Raw genomic sequence first — 14,041 nt, 5'->3', positions numbered from 1 at the left:
CAACGTGGCAGTCTGGGTTGCAATCGGCGCGGCGCTGTTCAGCTCGCTGTTCGTGATCTTCGCGGGCGTGTGGACCGCGCGGGCGAAGCGGAAGGACGGCGGCGATGCTCGCTGACAAGGATCGTATCTTCACCAACCTCTACGGTTTCCAGCCGTGGAACCTGTCGGCTGCGCAGAAGCGTGGCGACTGGGACGATACGAAGGCGTTGCTGGCGTTGGGCCAGGATACGATCATCGATCGTATCAAGGCGTCGGGATTGCGCGGGCGCGGCGGGGCGGGGTTCCCGACGGGCATGAAATGGTCGTTCATGCCCAAGAATCCGACGCCCGAACGGCCCAGCTTTCTGGTCATCAACGCCGATGAATCCGAGCCGGGTTCGTGCAAGGACCGCGAGATCATCCGCCACGATCCGCACAAGCTGATCGAAGGCGCGCTGGTCGCCGGGTTCGCGATGCGTGCGCGGGCGGCCTATATCTACATTCGCGGAGAGTATATCCGTGAGGCCGAGACGCTGTTCGCGGCGATCGAGGAAGCCTATGCCAAGGGTCTTATCGGCAAGAATGCTTGCGGCTCCGGCTATGATTTCGACGTGTTCTGCCATCGCGGCGCGGGCGCTTATATATGCGGCGAAGAAACCGCGATGCTTGAAAGCCTGGAGGGCAAGAAGGGCCAGCCACGGCTGAAGCCGCCCTTCCCGGCGGGTGCGGGCCTCTATGGCTGCCCGACCACGGTGAATAACGTCGAGTCGATCGCGGTCGTCCCCACGATCCTGCGGCGCGGGCCGGAATGGTTCGCCAGTTTCGGTGCGGAGGGCAATCGCGGGACCAAGCTGTTCCAGATCAGCGGTCATGTCGAAAAGCCGTGCGTGGTCGAGGAAGCGATGAGCATCCCGTTCCGCGAGCTGATCGAAAAGCATTGCGGCGGCATTCGCGGTGGCTGGGACAATCTCCTCGCGGTGATCCCCGGCGGTTCGTCGGTGCCGCTGGTCCCGGCGGCGGAGATCATGGACGTTGCGATGGATTTCGACGGCTTGAAAGCGGTCGGCTCCGGCCTCGGCACTGCCGCCATCATCGTCATGGACAAGTCCACCGACATCGTCGCCGCGATCAGCCGGATCAGCTATTTCTACAAGCATGAAAGCTGCGGCCAATGCACCCCGTGCCGCGAAGGCACCGGCTGGATGTGGCGCGTGATGGAGCGGATGCGCACCGGCGACGCCGACATCAGCGAGATCGACACGCTCTACAACGTCACCAAACAGGTCGAGGGTCACACCATCTGCGCGCTGGGCGACGCGGCGGCATGGCCGATCCAGGGCCTGATCAAGCATTTCAGGCCAGAGATGGAGCGGCGGATCGTCGAGAAGCAGGGCGGTGGGTTGAGCCCGATGCAGGAGGCGGCGGAATGATGCTCGCACTGCGGATCATCCTGATCGCAACCGTTGTCGCCTATGCTGCGCCCGTGGCCGCGCAAAGTCGAATGACGGTACGCGTCGCCAATATCGATTATCGATACGCCGATTGTATCACTCGAAAGTTCGGAAGCGCTAGTGCGCGCACGGTGCTGGATGAAGCCTTCAAACCAAATAGCTGGCCAGTCGACGGCAAATGCTATTTTGAATATATGTTTCTTCTGGAAGCCTACAAATTAAATGGTGGTAGCATTGTTAGACGGCCCCGGATCATCAAGGCGGGCCTTCGCAGGGGTCTTTCGCCGAACAGATTGCCAGGCGGAGGAATGATCAGTTTTCGTGACATCGATTCTTTCCTCATGATGGAGCGGTTTCTATATATCCCAACAGATCTATATCGTGGCGCTTTGGCGGTTAGTTTGGTGCGTAGGGAATATGTTGCGGGCGGACCTGCCAGCTTCAATGGCCTGCCGCCGTTGCGACATCCGGCTTATCCCGCGCGATCGACGCCAGTGGCGGATGGAACGACGTTCGAGGATCAGTTTCGCGATGCATTCGCTTCACGAATTGGGGAGTGCATTGCACGCGCCAATCCGGCGCGGGCGAAGGCCTTCGTGCATGCCGAGGCGATGACCGATCAGCCTGTGGTCAATGCGCAGGTAAAGCCGTTGATCGAGGGGTGTTTGCCCGATGGCGACAGCGCAACCGTGTCTGCGACCGTGATCCGCGGTGGTGTCGCCACTGCTTATTACCGAATGGCGAAACAGTTAAAGGAGGCGGCGAAATGATTGTTGCGGCACTAATCCTGATGCTTGGCGTTCAGGAGACGCCCCAGCCACCACTTCCGGCTGGCGATCCCAATCCGGGTCCGCGTTCGGACCGGCTGGAGGATCTCGAACAGCGCCGCCAGCCATTGCCGGCCTCGACGCCCGCCGGTCTGCGGGCGATCCAGCAATTCGGTGCCTGTGTCGCCGACGCCAGCACGGCCAAGGCGCGCACCACGCTGTCCGGCGATTTCCGCACGCCCGCTTATCGCCGCGCGATGGATCAGATGGTCGAAGCCAATCGCATGTGCCCCAGCTTTCGCGGCTATAACCGCCTGCGTGCCAGCCGCTTGCTGTTCGCCGGGGCGGTTGCCGAGCGGCTGATCGAGCGCGACGGCGTGCCGGTCAATCGCGAACTGGCAAAGGCGGCGACGAAGCCCGCCGCATCGAGCTATTCGCCCACCGACACGGCCGCCATGTGCGTGGTGCGATCGGTGCCCGACGATGTCGCAAAACTGTTCGCTACCGAAATAGCGACCCCCGCCGAACAGTCCGCTGCGGCGGGTCTGCAACCGGCGATGGCCATGTGCATGAACAGCCGCCGGGTTGAAGTGACCACCGACGGTCTGCGCGCAATGCTGGCCACCGCCGCGTTCCGCAGCATCCACGCCGCCAGTGCGGCACCAAAGGGCTGACATGCCAAAACTGACCGTTGACGGAATTGAGGTCGAAGTCCCCGCCGGGGCGACCATCCTGCAAGCCTGTGAGGCTGCGGGGAAAGAGATTCCGCGTTTCTGTTACCACGAACGGCTGAGCATCGCCGGCAATTGCCGCATGTGCCTGGTCGAAGTGAAGCCGGGGCCGCCCAAGCCACAGGCATCGTGCGCGCTGCCCGCCGCCGACAATCAGGAAATCCGCACCGACAGCGCGATGGTGAAGGCCGCGCGCGAAGGCGTGATGGAATTCCTGCTGATCAACCACCCGCTGGATTGCCCGATCTGCGATCAGGGCGGCGAATGCGATTTGCAGGACCAGTCGATCGCCTATGGCCGCGGCCATTCGCGCTATACCGAGCACAAGCGCGCGGTGACCGAGAAATATATGGGCCCCATCGTCAAGACGGTGATGACCCGCTGCATTCAATGCACGCGCTGTGTCCGCTTTGCCGAAGAGATTGCGGGCGTGGAGGAAATCGGCGCGCTGTATCGCGGCGAGGACATGCAGATCACCTCCTATCTGGAAAAGGCGGTCACGTCCGAATTGTCGGGCAATGTCGTCGATCTGTGTCCGGTCGGTGCGCTGACGTCGAAGCCCTATGCGTTCGAAGCGCGGCCGTGGGAATTGAAGAAGACGCTGGCGATCGACGTGATGGATGCGGTCGGCACCAACATCCGGCTCGACAGTCGCGGTCGTGGCGTGCTGCGCGCGCTGCCACGGATCAACGAGGACGTGAACGAGGAATGGGCGCACGACAAGACGCGCCATGCGGTTGACGGCCTCAGCTTCCGTCGCCTCGACAAACCCTATGTCCGTCGCGACGGGAAGCTGGTCGAGGCGACTTGGGACGAGGCGTTCGACGCCATTGCGGTTGCGGCCAAGGGCGCGGGTGACAAAGTCGCGGCGATCCATGGCGACCTGCTCGATTGCGAGACGATCTTCGCCGCCAAGGCGCTGGTCAAGTCGTTCGGATCGGACCTGCTGGAGGGTCGCCAGACCGGCATGGATTACGACACGTCGTCGCTGAGCGCGGTCAATTTCAACACCACCATCGCGGGCGTCGAGGATGCCGATGTCGTGTTGCTGGTCGGTACCAATTTGCGCTGGGAAGCACCGCTGGTGAACACCCGCGTGCGGAAAGCGATCAAGAAGGGCGCGAAGGTCTTTGCGATCGGGCCGGAGACGGACCTGACGTACAAGGCGACGTGGCTGGGCAATGATCTGGGCCTGCTGGGCAAGCTGCCCAAGGCGGCGGCGGATGCGTTTGCCGATGCCAAGCGCCCGATGCTGATCGTCGGCGGCGCGGCGCTGAAGAACGGGCATGGCGCAGCGCTGGCGCTGGCGAAGAAGCTCAATCTGGTGCGCGACAATGATTCGACTGTGTCGAGCCAGGCGTGGAACGGTTTTAACGTGCTGCATTTTTCGGCGGCGCGAATGGGTGGACTGATGCTGGGTTTCCACAAGCCGGGCGGCATCGCCGACATCGTAGCGGCGGGGCCGAAGCTGACGTTTTTCCTGGGCGCGGACGAGGTGGATTTCAGCAAGTTCGCGGGCAGCTTCAACGTCTATATCGGCCATCATGGCGACAAGGGCGCGCATGCGGCGGACGTGATCTTGCCGGGTGCCAGCTATGCCGAAAAGGCCGGGACCTACGTGAATCTCGAAGGGCGCGTGCAGCGCGGCGACAAGGCCGTGTTCGCGCCGGGCGATGCGCGCGAGGACTGGACGATCCTGCGCGCACTGTCGGAGAAACTGGGCAAGACGCTACCGTTCGATACGTTCGGACAGCTGCGTGCGGCGATGTTCGCGGATACCCCGGCCCTGGCCGAGGAAGGGCTGGCGCGCTTCGACTGGAACCCGCCCTCGCTGGACGCCAAGGGGTCGGGTGAGGTGAATTATCCGATTGCGGACTTCTACCTGACCAACGCCATCTGCCGGGCCAGCCCGACGATGCAGCGTTGTTCGGCCGAACTGATCCACGGACAGGATTTTGCGGAGGCGGCGGAATGAATCATCCCGTCGTCACCCCAGCGAAAGCTGGGGTCTCCACCCGCACCGGAGACGCTCAACCTCACGAGACCCCAGCTTTCGCTGGGGTGACGGGGAAGGGACTATGACCGCCTTCTTCCAGAACACCGTCGGCCTGCCCTATGGCTGGGCGTGGTTCGTCGCCACGATCGTCGGCATCCTCGTCATTGCGCTTCCGCTGATGCTGGCCGTCGCGATGATCATTTATGCCGACCGGAAAATCTGGGCGGCGATGGCGTTGCGGCGCGGGCCGAACGTCGTCGGGCCGCTCGGCCTGCTGCAATCCTTCGCGGACGGCCTGAAGGTCTTTCTTCAGGAAACGATCATTCCGTCGAGCGCGAACAAGGGGCTGTTCCTGCTCGCGCCGATCATTACCTTCACCGTCGCGCTGATCGTGTGGGCGGTGGTACCGTTCCAAGCGGGCGTGGTGCTGTCGAACATCAATGTCGGCCTGCTCTACATCCTCGCGGCGTCGTCGCTGGGCGTGTACGGCATCATCCTGGCGGGCTGGGCGTCGAACTCAAAATATCCGTTTTATTCGGCGATCCGCGCGGCGGCGCAGATGGTGTCCTACGAAGTCTCGATCGGCTTCGTGCTGATCGCGGTGGTGCTGTGGGCGGGGACGTTCAACCTGTCGGGCATCGTCGAGGCGCAGACGGGGCATGTCTTCGGCCTGCTCAACGGCTTCGGCTTCAACCCGTTGCTGTTCCCGATGGCGGTGGTGTTCCTGATCTCCTCGCTGGCAGAGACCGCTCGCGCGCCGTTCGATCTGACCGAGGCGGAGTCGGAGCTGGTTGCGGGCTATCAGACCGAATATTCGTCGATGGCGTTCGCGCTCTACTGGCTGGGCGAGTACGCCAACGTCATCCTGATGTGCACGCTCAACGCGATCCTGTTCTGGGGCGGCTATCTGCCCCCGATCGACTGGGCGCCGCTCTATTATGTGCCGGGCATCATCTGGCTGTTCGCGAAGATCCTGTTCTTCTTCTTCGTCTTCAGCTGGGTGAAGGCGACCGTCCCGCGCTACCGCTATGACCAGCTGATGCGGCTGGGCTGGAAGATTTTCCTGCCGTTGTCGCTGATCTTCGTGTTCCTGATTTCCGGCTGGCTGATGGTTCAGCGGGTGGGGCTGTGAGCGTTCTAGGAACCCTGCTTTTTGGCTTGGCTGCCTCGTCGCCGGTGTCTGATCCGCTGTTGGCAACAACGACCTGTTCGCTGATCACGCCATCGGGAATCGATTTTCCTCTTACGATTCGACCGGGCGACGTGACCACCGTGTCAATTGGAGGTCTGGATAATACAGCTGCGCAGACTTATGAGGCGAAGCACAATCGTTTCGTCTATGTTTTTGCGAAGGACGACGTGAGGTTCGAATTAGACGTTAGAGAAACCTCGGACGAGCGCGGAGCAAAATCAGTAACTCTGTATGGAACCCGAGAGCGGGGCCGCCCAATGATCGTGGCGTTCGGTTCCTGCGGGCGTGAAGTGCAGCCGCCAACCAAGCTTGTCGATCTCAAGATCGTGGACTTGCTAGATCGGACAAGCTGGCCAGACCATTGTCTCACGCTGAGCGTCGGACGAAAGTCAAAGTCGATATACGGGGCTTCGGCAGCAGCAGCGCGGTATCAAGACGACGACGTTGGCGCGATTTCAATGAAGCGCGCGCAGATCCAACTGCCTGGTCCGTTTGAGGGGAATGTTTCGTTTCACATAAGTTTTGTCGGAGTGACCGAGGGGAAAATGGACCCAGAGATTGCTACGGTTGATGCCGCTAGCGGAGAGGCGGTGATCGCTATCACGCTAACGAAAAATGCGCATCCGAAGATTGTTTCCAGCCGATATGTGATTTGCGGTTCTAAAAGTGTGAAGGTGGGATCATGAGCGTCGCCCAACTCGTCCGATCCTTCACCCTTTGGGAATTCATCAAGGCGCACGCGCTGACCTTGCAGTATTTCTTCAAGCCCAAGGCGACGATCAACTATCCATACGAGAAGAATCCGCTCTCGCCGCGGTTCCGGGGTGAGCATGCGTTGCGGCGTTATCCGAACGGCGAAGAGCGCTGCATCGCGTGCAAGCTGTGCGAGGCGATCTGCCCCGCGCTGGCGATCACGATCGAGGCCGAGCCGCGCGACGACGGCAGCCGCCGCACGACGCGCTACGATATCGACATGACCAAGTGCATCTATTGCGGCCTGTGCGCCGAGGCATGCCCGGTCGATGCGATCGTCGAGGGGCCGAATTTCGAATTCGCGACCGAAACGCGCGAAGAGCTGATCTATCACAAGGACAAGCTGCTCGCGAATGGCGACCGCTGGGAACGCGCGATCGCCGCGAACCTTGCCGCCGATGCACCGTATCGTTAAGCGCGCGGCAATGATGGGGCCTCAAATTTCGTGATCCAGACAATCGCCTTTTACCTGTTCGCCACGATGGTCATCCTGTCCGCCGCGATGACGATCACCGCCCGTAACCCGGTGCATAGCGTGCTGTGGCTGATCCTGGCGTTCTTCAACGCCGCCGGGCTGATGGTGCTGGCGGGGGCGGAGTTCATCGCGATGCTGCTCGTCATCGTCTATGTCGGCGCGGTCGCGGTGCTGTTCCTGTTCGTCGTCATGATGCTCGACATCGACTTTGCCGAATTGCGCGCCGGGTTTGTCCGCTATGCGCTGTTCGGGCTGGCGATCGCGATCGTGCTGGCGGCGGAGGTCGTGATCGGTCTCGGTGCGCTCGATGCAGGCGGGATCACACTGTCAGGTGTCGATTCCGCGGTCCGCATCGCGCCGATCGATCCGGCGGTGCCGAATATCGAGGCAGTCGGGCGACTGCTGTACGGTCGTTATCTCTATATCTTTGAAGCCGCCGGGTTCGTGCTGCTGGTCGCCATGATCGGCGCGATCGTGCTGACGCATCGCCAGCGCGGCGGGGTGCGGACGCAGAATGTGTCCAGCCAGATCAATCGTCGTCAGAAGGACGCGACCCGCAACGTCAAGCCGCCCGTGGGGCAGGGGGTGGAGCTGTGATCGGGGTAACCCATTATCTGGTCGTCAGCGCGATCCTGTTCACCATGGGGGTGCTGGGCATCTTCATGAACCGCAAGAATTTGATCATCATCCTGATGGCGATCGAGTTGATCCTGCTGGCCGTGAACCTCAATCTGGTGGCGTTCAGCGCCGCGCTGGGCGATCTGGTCGGGCAGGTTTTCGCGATGTTCGTGCTGACCGTCGCGGCGGGCGAGGCGGCGATCGGGCTTGCTATCTTGGTCATCTATTTCCGCGGACGCGGGACGATTTCGGTCGATGACGTCAATCGGATGAAGGGCTGATGTCGGCGATCCATTTCATCGTATTCCTGCCGCTGCTGGCGGCAGTGGTTGCGGGTTTCAGCAATCGTGCGTTCGGGACGGTCTTTCCAAAGGTCGTGACGACCGGCGCGCTGTTCATCGCCGCGGCGCTCAGCTGGGTGATCTTCATCGGCTTCATGGGCGGCAGCACCGAGCCCTATGTCGCGGAAATCTTCACCTGGATGCGTTCGGGCGATCTCGACGTATCATGGGCGCTGCGCGTCGACAGCCTGACCGCCGTGATGCTCGTGGTGGTGACGAGCGTCTCCAGCCTCGTCCACCTGTATAGCTGGGGCTATATGGACGAGGACCCGGATCAGCCGCGCTTCTTCGCCTATCTCTCGCTGTTCACCTTTGCGATGCTGATGCTGGTGACCGCCGACAATCTGCTTCAGATGTTCTTCGGCTGGGAAGGCGTCGGGCTGGCATCTTATCTGCTGATCGGTTTCTGGTTCAAGAAGCCCAGCGCCAATGCTGCCGCGATCAAGGCGTTCGTGGTCAACCGCGTCGGCGATCTGGGTTTCATGCTCGGCATTTTCGGCGTGTTTCTGGTGTTCGGGACGATCTCGATCCCCGAAATCCTTGAGGCCGCACCGGGCATGGCGGGCTCCACAATCGGTTTCCTGGGCTATCGCGTCGATACGCTGACGATCCTGTGCCTGCTGCTGTTCATCGGTGCGATGGGCAAGTCGGCGCAGCTTGGACTGCACACCTGGCTGCCCGACGCGATGGAGGGGCCGACGCCGGTGTCGGCACTCATCCACGCGGCGACGATGGTCACCGCGGGTGTGTTCATGGTGTGCCGCCTGTCGCCCTTGTTCGAGCAGGCACCGATCGCATTGGGCTTCGTGACCTTCATCGGCGCGGCGACCTGCCTGTTCGCCGCCACGGTCGGCACGACGCAAACCGACATAAAGCGCGTGATCGCTTATTCCACCTGTTCGCAGCTAGGCTACATGTTCTTCGCAGCCGGCGTCGGCATGTACGGCGCGGCGATGTTCCACCTCTTCACGCACGCCTTCTTCAAGGCGCTGCTGTTCCTGGGTGCCGGCTCGGTGATCCATGCGATGCACCATGAGCAGGACATGCGCTATTACGGGGGCTTAAGGAAACACATCCCGATCACCTTCTGGACGATGATGGCGGGCACGCTCGCGATCACTGGCGTCGGCATCTACTGGCTCCACGCCGGGTTTGCCGGCTTCCACTCGAAGGACGCGATCCTCGAAGCTGCCTATGCCGCTGGTGGCGGTGGGCAGGGTGCGTTCTGGGTCGGCGTGTTCGCCGCGTTGCTGACCAGCTTCTACTCGTGGCGGCTGATGTTCCTGACCTTCTGGGGCAAGCCGCGCTGGACCCAGTCAGAGCATATCCAGCACGCGCTGCACGACGCGCACGGGCACGGGCATGACGATCATGCGCATGACGCACATGGTCATGACGATCATCACGCGTATGCCGATCACGGCGACGGCACCGGCGGTTATCATCCGCACGAAAGCCCGTGGCCTATGCTGATCCCGTTGCTGGTGCTCAGCGTGGGTGCGGTGTTCGCTGGCTTCGCGTTCAACAAGTTCTTCATTCAGCCCGAAAGCGGCGAAATCTTCTGGAAGGGCGCGGTCGCGTTCAACGAGCATCTGGCGCACGCGATGCACGAGGTGCCGTTATGGGTGAAACTGTCGGCGACGATCGTGATGCTGCTCGGCCTGTTCGGCGCGTGGGTGGCCTATATGTGGAAGCCGGGCATCCCCGCGGCGTTCACCGGCACGTTCGGGCTGCTCTACAAATTCCTGCTCAGCAAATGGTATTTCGACGAGCTGTACCATGTGCTGTTCGTGAAGCCCGCCTTCTGGTTCGGGCGGCTGTTCTGGAAGCAGGGCGACGAAGGGCTGATCGACCGCTTCGGGCCTAACGGATCGGCGGCGGTCGTGAAATTCGGCAGCGGCCTGACCGGCAAGCTGCAATCGGGATATGTCTATAGCTATGCGTTCGTCATGCTGATCGGCCTGACGGCGGCCGTTACCTGGGTGATCGCGCGATGAGCGGCCTTCTTTCCGTCATGCTCGCCGTGCCCGCCATCGCGGCGGTGCTGTGCCTGTTCACGACCGCCAACAACGCGCGCTGGATCGCGCTGATCGCCACGCTGATCGACCTGGTGCTGGGCGGCGTGTTGTGGGCGAATTTCGAGATTGGCGGGCCGCAATGGCAGTTCGTCGAGAATGTGCCGTTGTTCGGGGCGTTCGCATGGTCGCTGGGCATCGACGGCTTCGCGCTACTGCTGATCTTACTCAGCGTGTTCCTGATGCCGATCTGTATCGGGGCCAGCTGGGAAGCGATTACCGAGCGCGTGCCGGAATATATGGCGGCGTTCCTCGCAACCGAAGTGCTAATGATCGGCACCTTCGCGGCGCAGGACATCTATTTGTTCTATGTGTTCTTCGAGGCTGGCCTCATCCCGATGTTCCTCATCATCGGCATCTGGGGCGGCGCGAACCGGATTTACGCGAGCTACAAATTCTTCCTCTACACGCTGCTCGGCTCGGTGTTGATGCTGATCGCGATGATGTATATGACCATCACCGCGGGCACGACCTACATCCCCGAGCTGATGGCGTATGACTTCCCGGCGCATGTGCAGACATGGCTGTGGCTGGCGTTCTTCGCGTCGTTCGCGGTGAAGATGCCGATGTGGCCGGTGCATACCTGGCTGCCCGACGCGCATGTGCAGGCGCCAACCGCGGGGTCGGTGATTCTGGCGGGCGTGCTGCTGAAGCTGGGCGGCTACGGTTTCCTGCGCTTTTCGTTGCCGATGTTCCCGGAGGCGTCGGCGCAGCTGATCTGGCTGGTGTTCGGCCTGTCCTGCGTCGCGGTCGTCGTGACCTCGCTGATTGCGCTGGTGCAGTCGGACATGAAGAAGCTGATCGCCTATTCATCGGTCGCGCATATGGCGATCGTGACAATCGGCCTGTTCACCTTCAACCGGCAGGGGATCGAGGGCGCGATGATGGTCATGTTGGGCCACGGTCTGGTGTCGGGCGCGCTGTTCCTGTGCGTCGGCGTGATCTACGACCGGTTGCATACGCGCGAGATCGACCGTTATGGCGGCCTTGCGATCAACATGCCGAAATATGCGATCCTGTTCATGCTGTTCACGATGGCGTCGGTCGGCCTGCCGGGGACGAGCAATTTCGTCGGCGAGTTGCTGGCACTGATGGGGGCGTATCAGGTCTCGACGCTGGTCACGCTGATTGCGACGACCGGCATCATTCTGGGCGCGGCGTATATGCTCTTCCTCTACCGGCGCGTCGTGTTCGGCGATCTGGTCAAGGACGATGTCCGCGCGATGCCGGACCTGTCGAAGCGGGAGATGGCGTTGCTGGCCCCGCTCGCCGCAGTGACATTGTGGATGGGCGTTTATCCCGAAAGCTTCCTCGCGCCGATGCGCGGCGATGTGGCGACGCTGCTCGCGCGGCTGGAGCGAGCGCGTCCGGCGGGCGATAGTCTGCCGACGCCGGGTAATCCTGTCGCTGCCGCAGAACAGAAAAAAGCCGAGCATGGAGCGGCGCACTGATGGATTACGCCGCACAACTTTCGATGGTGCTGCCCGAGATCGTGATCTCGGTCGGGGGCCTCGCGCTGCTGATGGTCGCCGCATGGGGCGGCCAAGCGGTGTCGCGCGCAGTCAGCTGGGTCGCGGTCGCGGTGTTGCTGGGTGCCGGTCTGACGCTATTCGGCCCGGCTTCGGCGGGCGGCGTGGCGTTCGACGGGCTGTATAATGCCGATCTGTTCGCTGCCTTTGCCAAGGTGCTGATCTTCTTTGCCGCCGCGATCTCGATCATCATCGCCCCGCGCTTCTTTGCGAAGACGAGCGGTGAGGATCTGCGGCCCGAATATCCGATCCTGATCCTGTTCGCCGCAGCGGGCATGGGCATGATGGTGTCGGCCAACGACATGCTGACGCTCTATGTCGGATTGGAGCTTCAGAGCCTGGCCGCCTATGTGCTGGCCAGCTTCATGCGCCGTGACGTGCGCTCGGCGGAAGCGGGGTTGAAGTATTTCATCCTCGGCTCGCTGGCATCGGGCATCCTGCTCTACGGAATCTCGCTGGTCTATGGGTTCAGCGGCACGACCATCTTCGGCGACATTGCCCTTGCCTATGCCGGGGCGGAAGGTTCGACCAAGATCGGTCTGCTGTTCGGCCTCGTCTTCGTGTTCGCTGGCCTCGCCTTCAAGATGTCCGCCGTGCCGTTCCACATGTGGACGCCCGACGTTTACGAGGGCGCGCCGACCCCGGTGACGACCTTCTTCGCCAGCGCGCCCAAGGTGGCGGCAGTGGCGCTCTCCGTGCGCGTCGCAATCGACGCGATGGGACCGGTGACCAGCGACTGGCGGCAGATCGTGGTGTTCGCCGCACTCGCCTCGATCGTGCTGGGCGCCGTCGCGGCGATCGGACAGAGCAATATCAAGCGGCTGCTGGCTTACTCGTCGATCAACAATATCGGCTTTGCGCTGATCGGGCTTGCCGCTGGCACGGTCGAGGGCGTGGCGGGCGTGCTTACCTATCTGACCATCTATGTCGTGATGACGCTGGGCAGCTTCATCGTCGTGCTCCAGATGCGCGACGAGGCCGGTCAGCCGGTCGAGACGATTGCCAGCCTCTCCGGCCTGTCGCGCACGCGACCGATGCTGGCGCTGGCGCTGGCGATCTTCATGTTCAGCCTGGCGGGCATTCCACCGCTGTTCGGCTTCTGGGCGAAGTTCGCGGTGTTCGAGGCGGCGGTGCGCGCGGGCCTGTTCCCACTGGCCGCAATCGGCATCGCGGCGTCGGTGATCGGGGCCTATTATTATCTCAAGATCGTTAAGACGATGTATTTCGACGAACCGGCACCTGCGTTTTCGCGTGACAGCAGCCCGATCGAGGGCGGTCTGATCGCCGCGGCGGCGGTGTTCGTCTCGCCGCTGGGCTATCTGCTGATCCCGGTGCTGGGTGCATGGTCGCTGGCGGCTGCGCGGACGCTCTTCTGATCCGCACCGTCGAGCAGACGGGTTCGACCAACGCCGACATGCTGGCGCTCGCTGTGGCGGGCGCACCCGAGGGAAGCTGGCTGCGAGCCGAACGCCAGACCGGCGGGCGCGGGCGACAGGGACGAGCGTGGGAATCTCCGTCTGGTAATTTCTATGGCAGCACGCTGGTGCGGTTGCGCCCGACCGATCCGGCGGCGGCGACGCTTGCGCTGGTCGCGGCGGTCGCGCTGGAGGATTCGGTGCGGGTTTTTCTGCGGCGCGGTGCGATGCTGAAATGGCCGAACGACCTGCTGATCGATGGGGCCAAGCTGTCGGGCATCTTGCTGGAGCGGGCCGGGGATGCCGTGGTGGTCGGGATCGGCGTCAATCTGGCGCACCATCCCGACTTGCCGGATCGACCAGCGACCAGCCTGATGGCGCAGGGCGTCGCCGTGGAGGTTGAAGCCTTTGCCGATGTGCTGGCCGAATCGTTCACGCGCTGGCTGGCGCGGTGGCGGGGCGAGGGATTATCGGTCGTGCGGGCGCGCTGGCTGGAACGGGCGCATCCGGTGGGGACGGCGCTGTCTAGCGCTCTGCCGGATGGGTCGAAGGTCGAGGGACTGTTCGACGGCCTGGACGCCGAAGGCGGCCTTATTCTGCGCGACGCGTCGGGAACTCGGCGCATCATCCACGCTGGCGATGTTTTCATGCTTTAGTTTCTTCGTGCCTTTGTGCCTTCGTGTGAATCATTTTCTCACACAAAGGCACAAAGGCACGAA

At 62.4% G+C, this 14,041-nt stretch carries 13 protein-coding genes; all 13 read left to right on the top strand.

The genetic code is table 11. The features are described from left to right. Positions 1-104: 104 nt before the first annotated feature. The 13 genes from nuoF (at position 105) to U1702_RS07700 (ending at position 13,978) form a co-directional block, all read left to right on the top strand. Positions 105-1,409 (top strand): NADH-quinone oxidoreductase subunit NuoF, encoded by a 1,305-nt coding sequence (nuoF, locus tag U1702_RS07760; protein ID WP_332723446.1) that lies wholly within the window; start codon positions 105-107, stop codon positions 1,407-1,409. Further along, positions 1,406-2,200 (top strand): hypothetical protein, encoded by a 795-nt coding sequence (locus tag U1702_RS07755; RefSeq protein WP_332723445.1) that lies wholly within the window; start codon positions 1,406-1,408, stop codon positions 2,198-2,200. Before nuoF ends, U1702_RS07755 begins: the two co-directional genes overlap by 4 nt. After that, positions 2,197-2,871, top strand: a complete 675-nt coding sequence (locus U1702_RS07750) for a hypothetical protein (RefSeq protein WP_332723444.1) — start codon at positions 2,197-2,199, stop codon at positions 2,869-2,871. Before U1702_RS07755 ends, U1702_RS07750 begins: the two co-directional genes overlap by 4 nt. A gap of 1 nt (position 2,872) precedes the next feature. Further along, complete coding sequence (nuoG, locus tag U1702_RS07745) at positions 2,873-4,903, top strand: NADH-quinone oxidoreductase subunit NuoG (RefSeq protein WP_332723443.1); 2,031 nt, start codon at positions 2,873-2,875, stop codon at positions 4,901-4,903. A 103-nt stretch (positions 4,904-5,006) separates the two neighbouring features. Then, entirely contained in the window at positions 5,007-6,056 is a 1,050-nt protein-coding gene (gene nuoH, locus U1702_RS07740) for an NADH-quinone oxidoreductase subunit NuoH (RefSeq protein WP_332723442.1), read from the top strand. Between the two features lie 44 nt (positions 6,057-6,100). Then, complete coding sequence (locus U1702_RS07735) at positions 6,101-6,802, top strand: hypothetical protein (protein ID WP_332723441.1); 702 nt, start codon at positions 6,101-6,103, stop codon at positions 6,800-6,802. Continuing rightward, positions 6,799-7,284, top strand: a complete 486-nt coding sequence (gene nuoI / locus U1702_RS07730) for an NADH-quinone oxidoreductase subunit NuoI (RefSeq protein WP_332723440.1) — start codon at positions 6,799-6,801, stop codon at positions 7,282-7,284. Before U1702_RS07735 ends, nuoI begins: the two co-directional genes overlap by 4 nt. A gap of 30 nt (positions 7,285-7,314) precedes the next feature. Further along, complete coding sequence (locus U1702_RS07725) at positions 7,315-7,941, top strand: NADH-quinone oxidoreductase subunit J (protein ID WP_332723439.1); 627 nt, start codon at positions 7,315-7,317, stop codon at positions 7,939-7,941. After that, positions 7,938-8,243: an NADH-quinone oxidoreductase subunit NuoK gene (gene nuoK / locus U1702_RS07720; protein ID WP_332723438.1), complete on the top strand. Its 306-nt coding sequence runs from the start codon at positions 7,938-7,940 to the stop codon at positions 8,241-8,243. The genes U1702_RS07725 and nuoK overlap by 4 nt, the downstream gene beginning before the upstream one ends. Further along, positions 8,243-10,300 carry an NADH-quinone oxidoreductase subunit L gene (gene nuoL, locus U1702_RS07715; protein WP_332723437.1) on the top strand — a complete coding sequence of 686 codons (2,058 nt, stop codon included), beginning with the start codon at positions 8,243-8,245 and terminating at the stop codon, positions 10,298-10,300. Before nuoK ends, nuoL begins: the two co-directional genes overlap by 1 nt. Continuing rightward, the gene (locus tag U1702_RS07710; RefSeq protein WP_332723436.1) at positions 10,297-11,829 is read left to right on the top strand and encodes an NADH-quinone oxidoreductase subunit M; all 1,533 of its coding nucleotides are present in this window, start codon (positions 10,297-10,299) and stop codon (positions 11,827-11,829) included. The genes nuoL and U1702_RS07710 overlap by 4 nt, the downstream gene beginning before the upstream one ends. Then, positions 11,829-13,283 carry an NADH-quinone oxidoreductase subunit NuoN gene (nuoN, locus tag U1702_RS07705; RefSeq protein ID WP_332723435.1) on the top strand — a complete coding sequence of 485 codons (1,455 nt, stop codon included), beginning with the start codon at positions 11,829-11,831 and terminating at the stop codon, positions 13,281-13,283. The genes U1702_RS07710 and nuoN overlap by 1 nt, the downstream gene beginning before the upstream one ends. Further along, positions 13,250-13,978 (top strand): biotin--[acetyl-CoA-carboxylase] ligase, encoded by a 729-nt coding sequence (locus tag U1702_RS07700; RefSeq protein ID WP_332723434.1) that lies wholly within the window; start codon positions 13,250-13,252, stop codon positions 13,976-13,978. Before nuoN ends, U1702_RS07700 begins: the two co-directional genes overlap by 34 nt. Positions 13,979-14,041 lie beyond the last annotated feature (63 nt).

The sequence above is a fragment of the Sphingomonas sp. LT1P40 genome (assembly GCF_036663835.1).
In the GTDB taxonomy this organism is placed as follows: Bacteria; Pseudomonadota; Alphaproteobacteria; order Sphingomonadales; family Sphingomonadaceae; genus Sphingomonas.
This window is presented reverse-complemented; position numbering and strand designations above follow the sequence as displayed.

Excerpts from the sequence above, each read along its gene's own strand:
- nuoI (WP_332723440.1), top strand. The coding sequence starts at position 6,799 with ATGAGCGTCGCCCAACTCGTCCGATCCTTCACCCTTTGGGAATTCATC.
- U1702_RS07710 (WP_332723436.1), top strand. The coding sequence starts at position 10,297 with ATGAGCGGCCTTCTTTCCGTCATGCTCGCCGTGCCCGCCATCGCGGCG.
- nuoL (WP_332723437.1), top strand. The coding sequence starts at position 8,243 with ATGTCGGCGATCCATTTCATCGTATTCCTGCCGCTGCTGGCGGCAGTG.
- U1702_RS07755 (WP_332723445.1), top strand. The coding sequence starts at position 1,406 with ATGATGCTCGCACTGCGGATCATCCTGATCGCAACCGTTGTCGCCTAT.
- U1702_RS07750 (WP_332723444.1), top strand. The coding sequence starts at position 2,197 with ATGATTGTTGCGGCACTAATCCTGATGCTTGGCGTTCAGGAGACGCCC.
- nuoG (WP_332723443.1), top strand. The coding sequence starts at position 2,873 with ATGCCAAAACTGACCGTTGACGGAATTGAGGTCGAAGTCCCCGCCGGG.
- nuoH (WP_332723442.1), top strand. The coding sequence starts at position 5,007 with ATGACCGCCTTCTTCCAGAACACCGTCGGCCTGCCCTATGGCTGGGCG.
- nuoN (WP_332723435.1), top strand. The coding sequence starts at position 11,829 with ATGGATTACGCCGCACAACTTTCGATGGTGCTGCCCGAGATCGTGATC.
- U1702_RS07700 (WP_332723434.1), top strand. The coding sequence starts at position 13,250 with ATGGTCGCTGGCGGCTGCGCGGACGCTCTTCTGATCCGCACCGTCGAG.
- nuoF (WP_332723446.1), top strand. The coding sequence starts at position 105 with ATGCTCGCTGACAAGGATCGTATCTTCACCAACCTCTACGGTTTCCAG.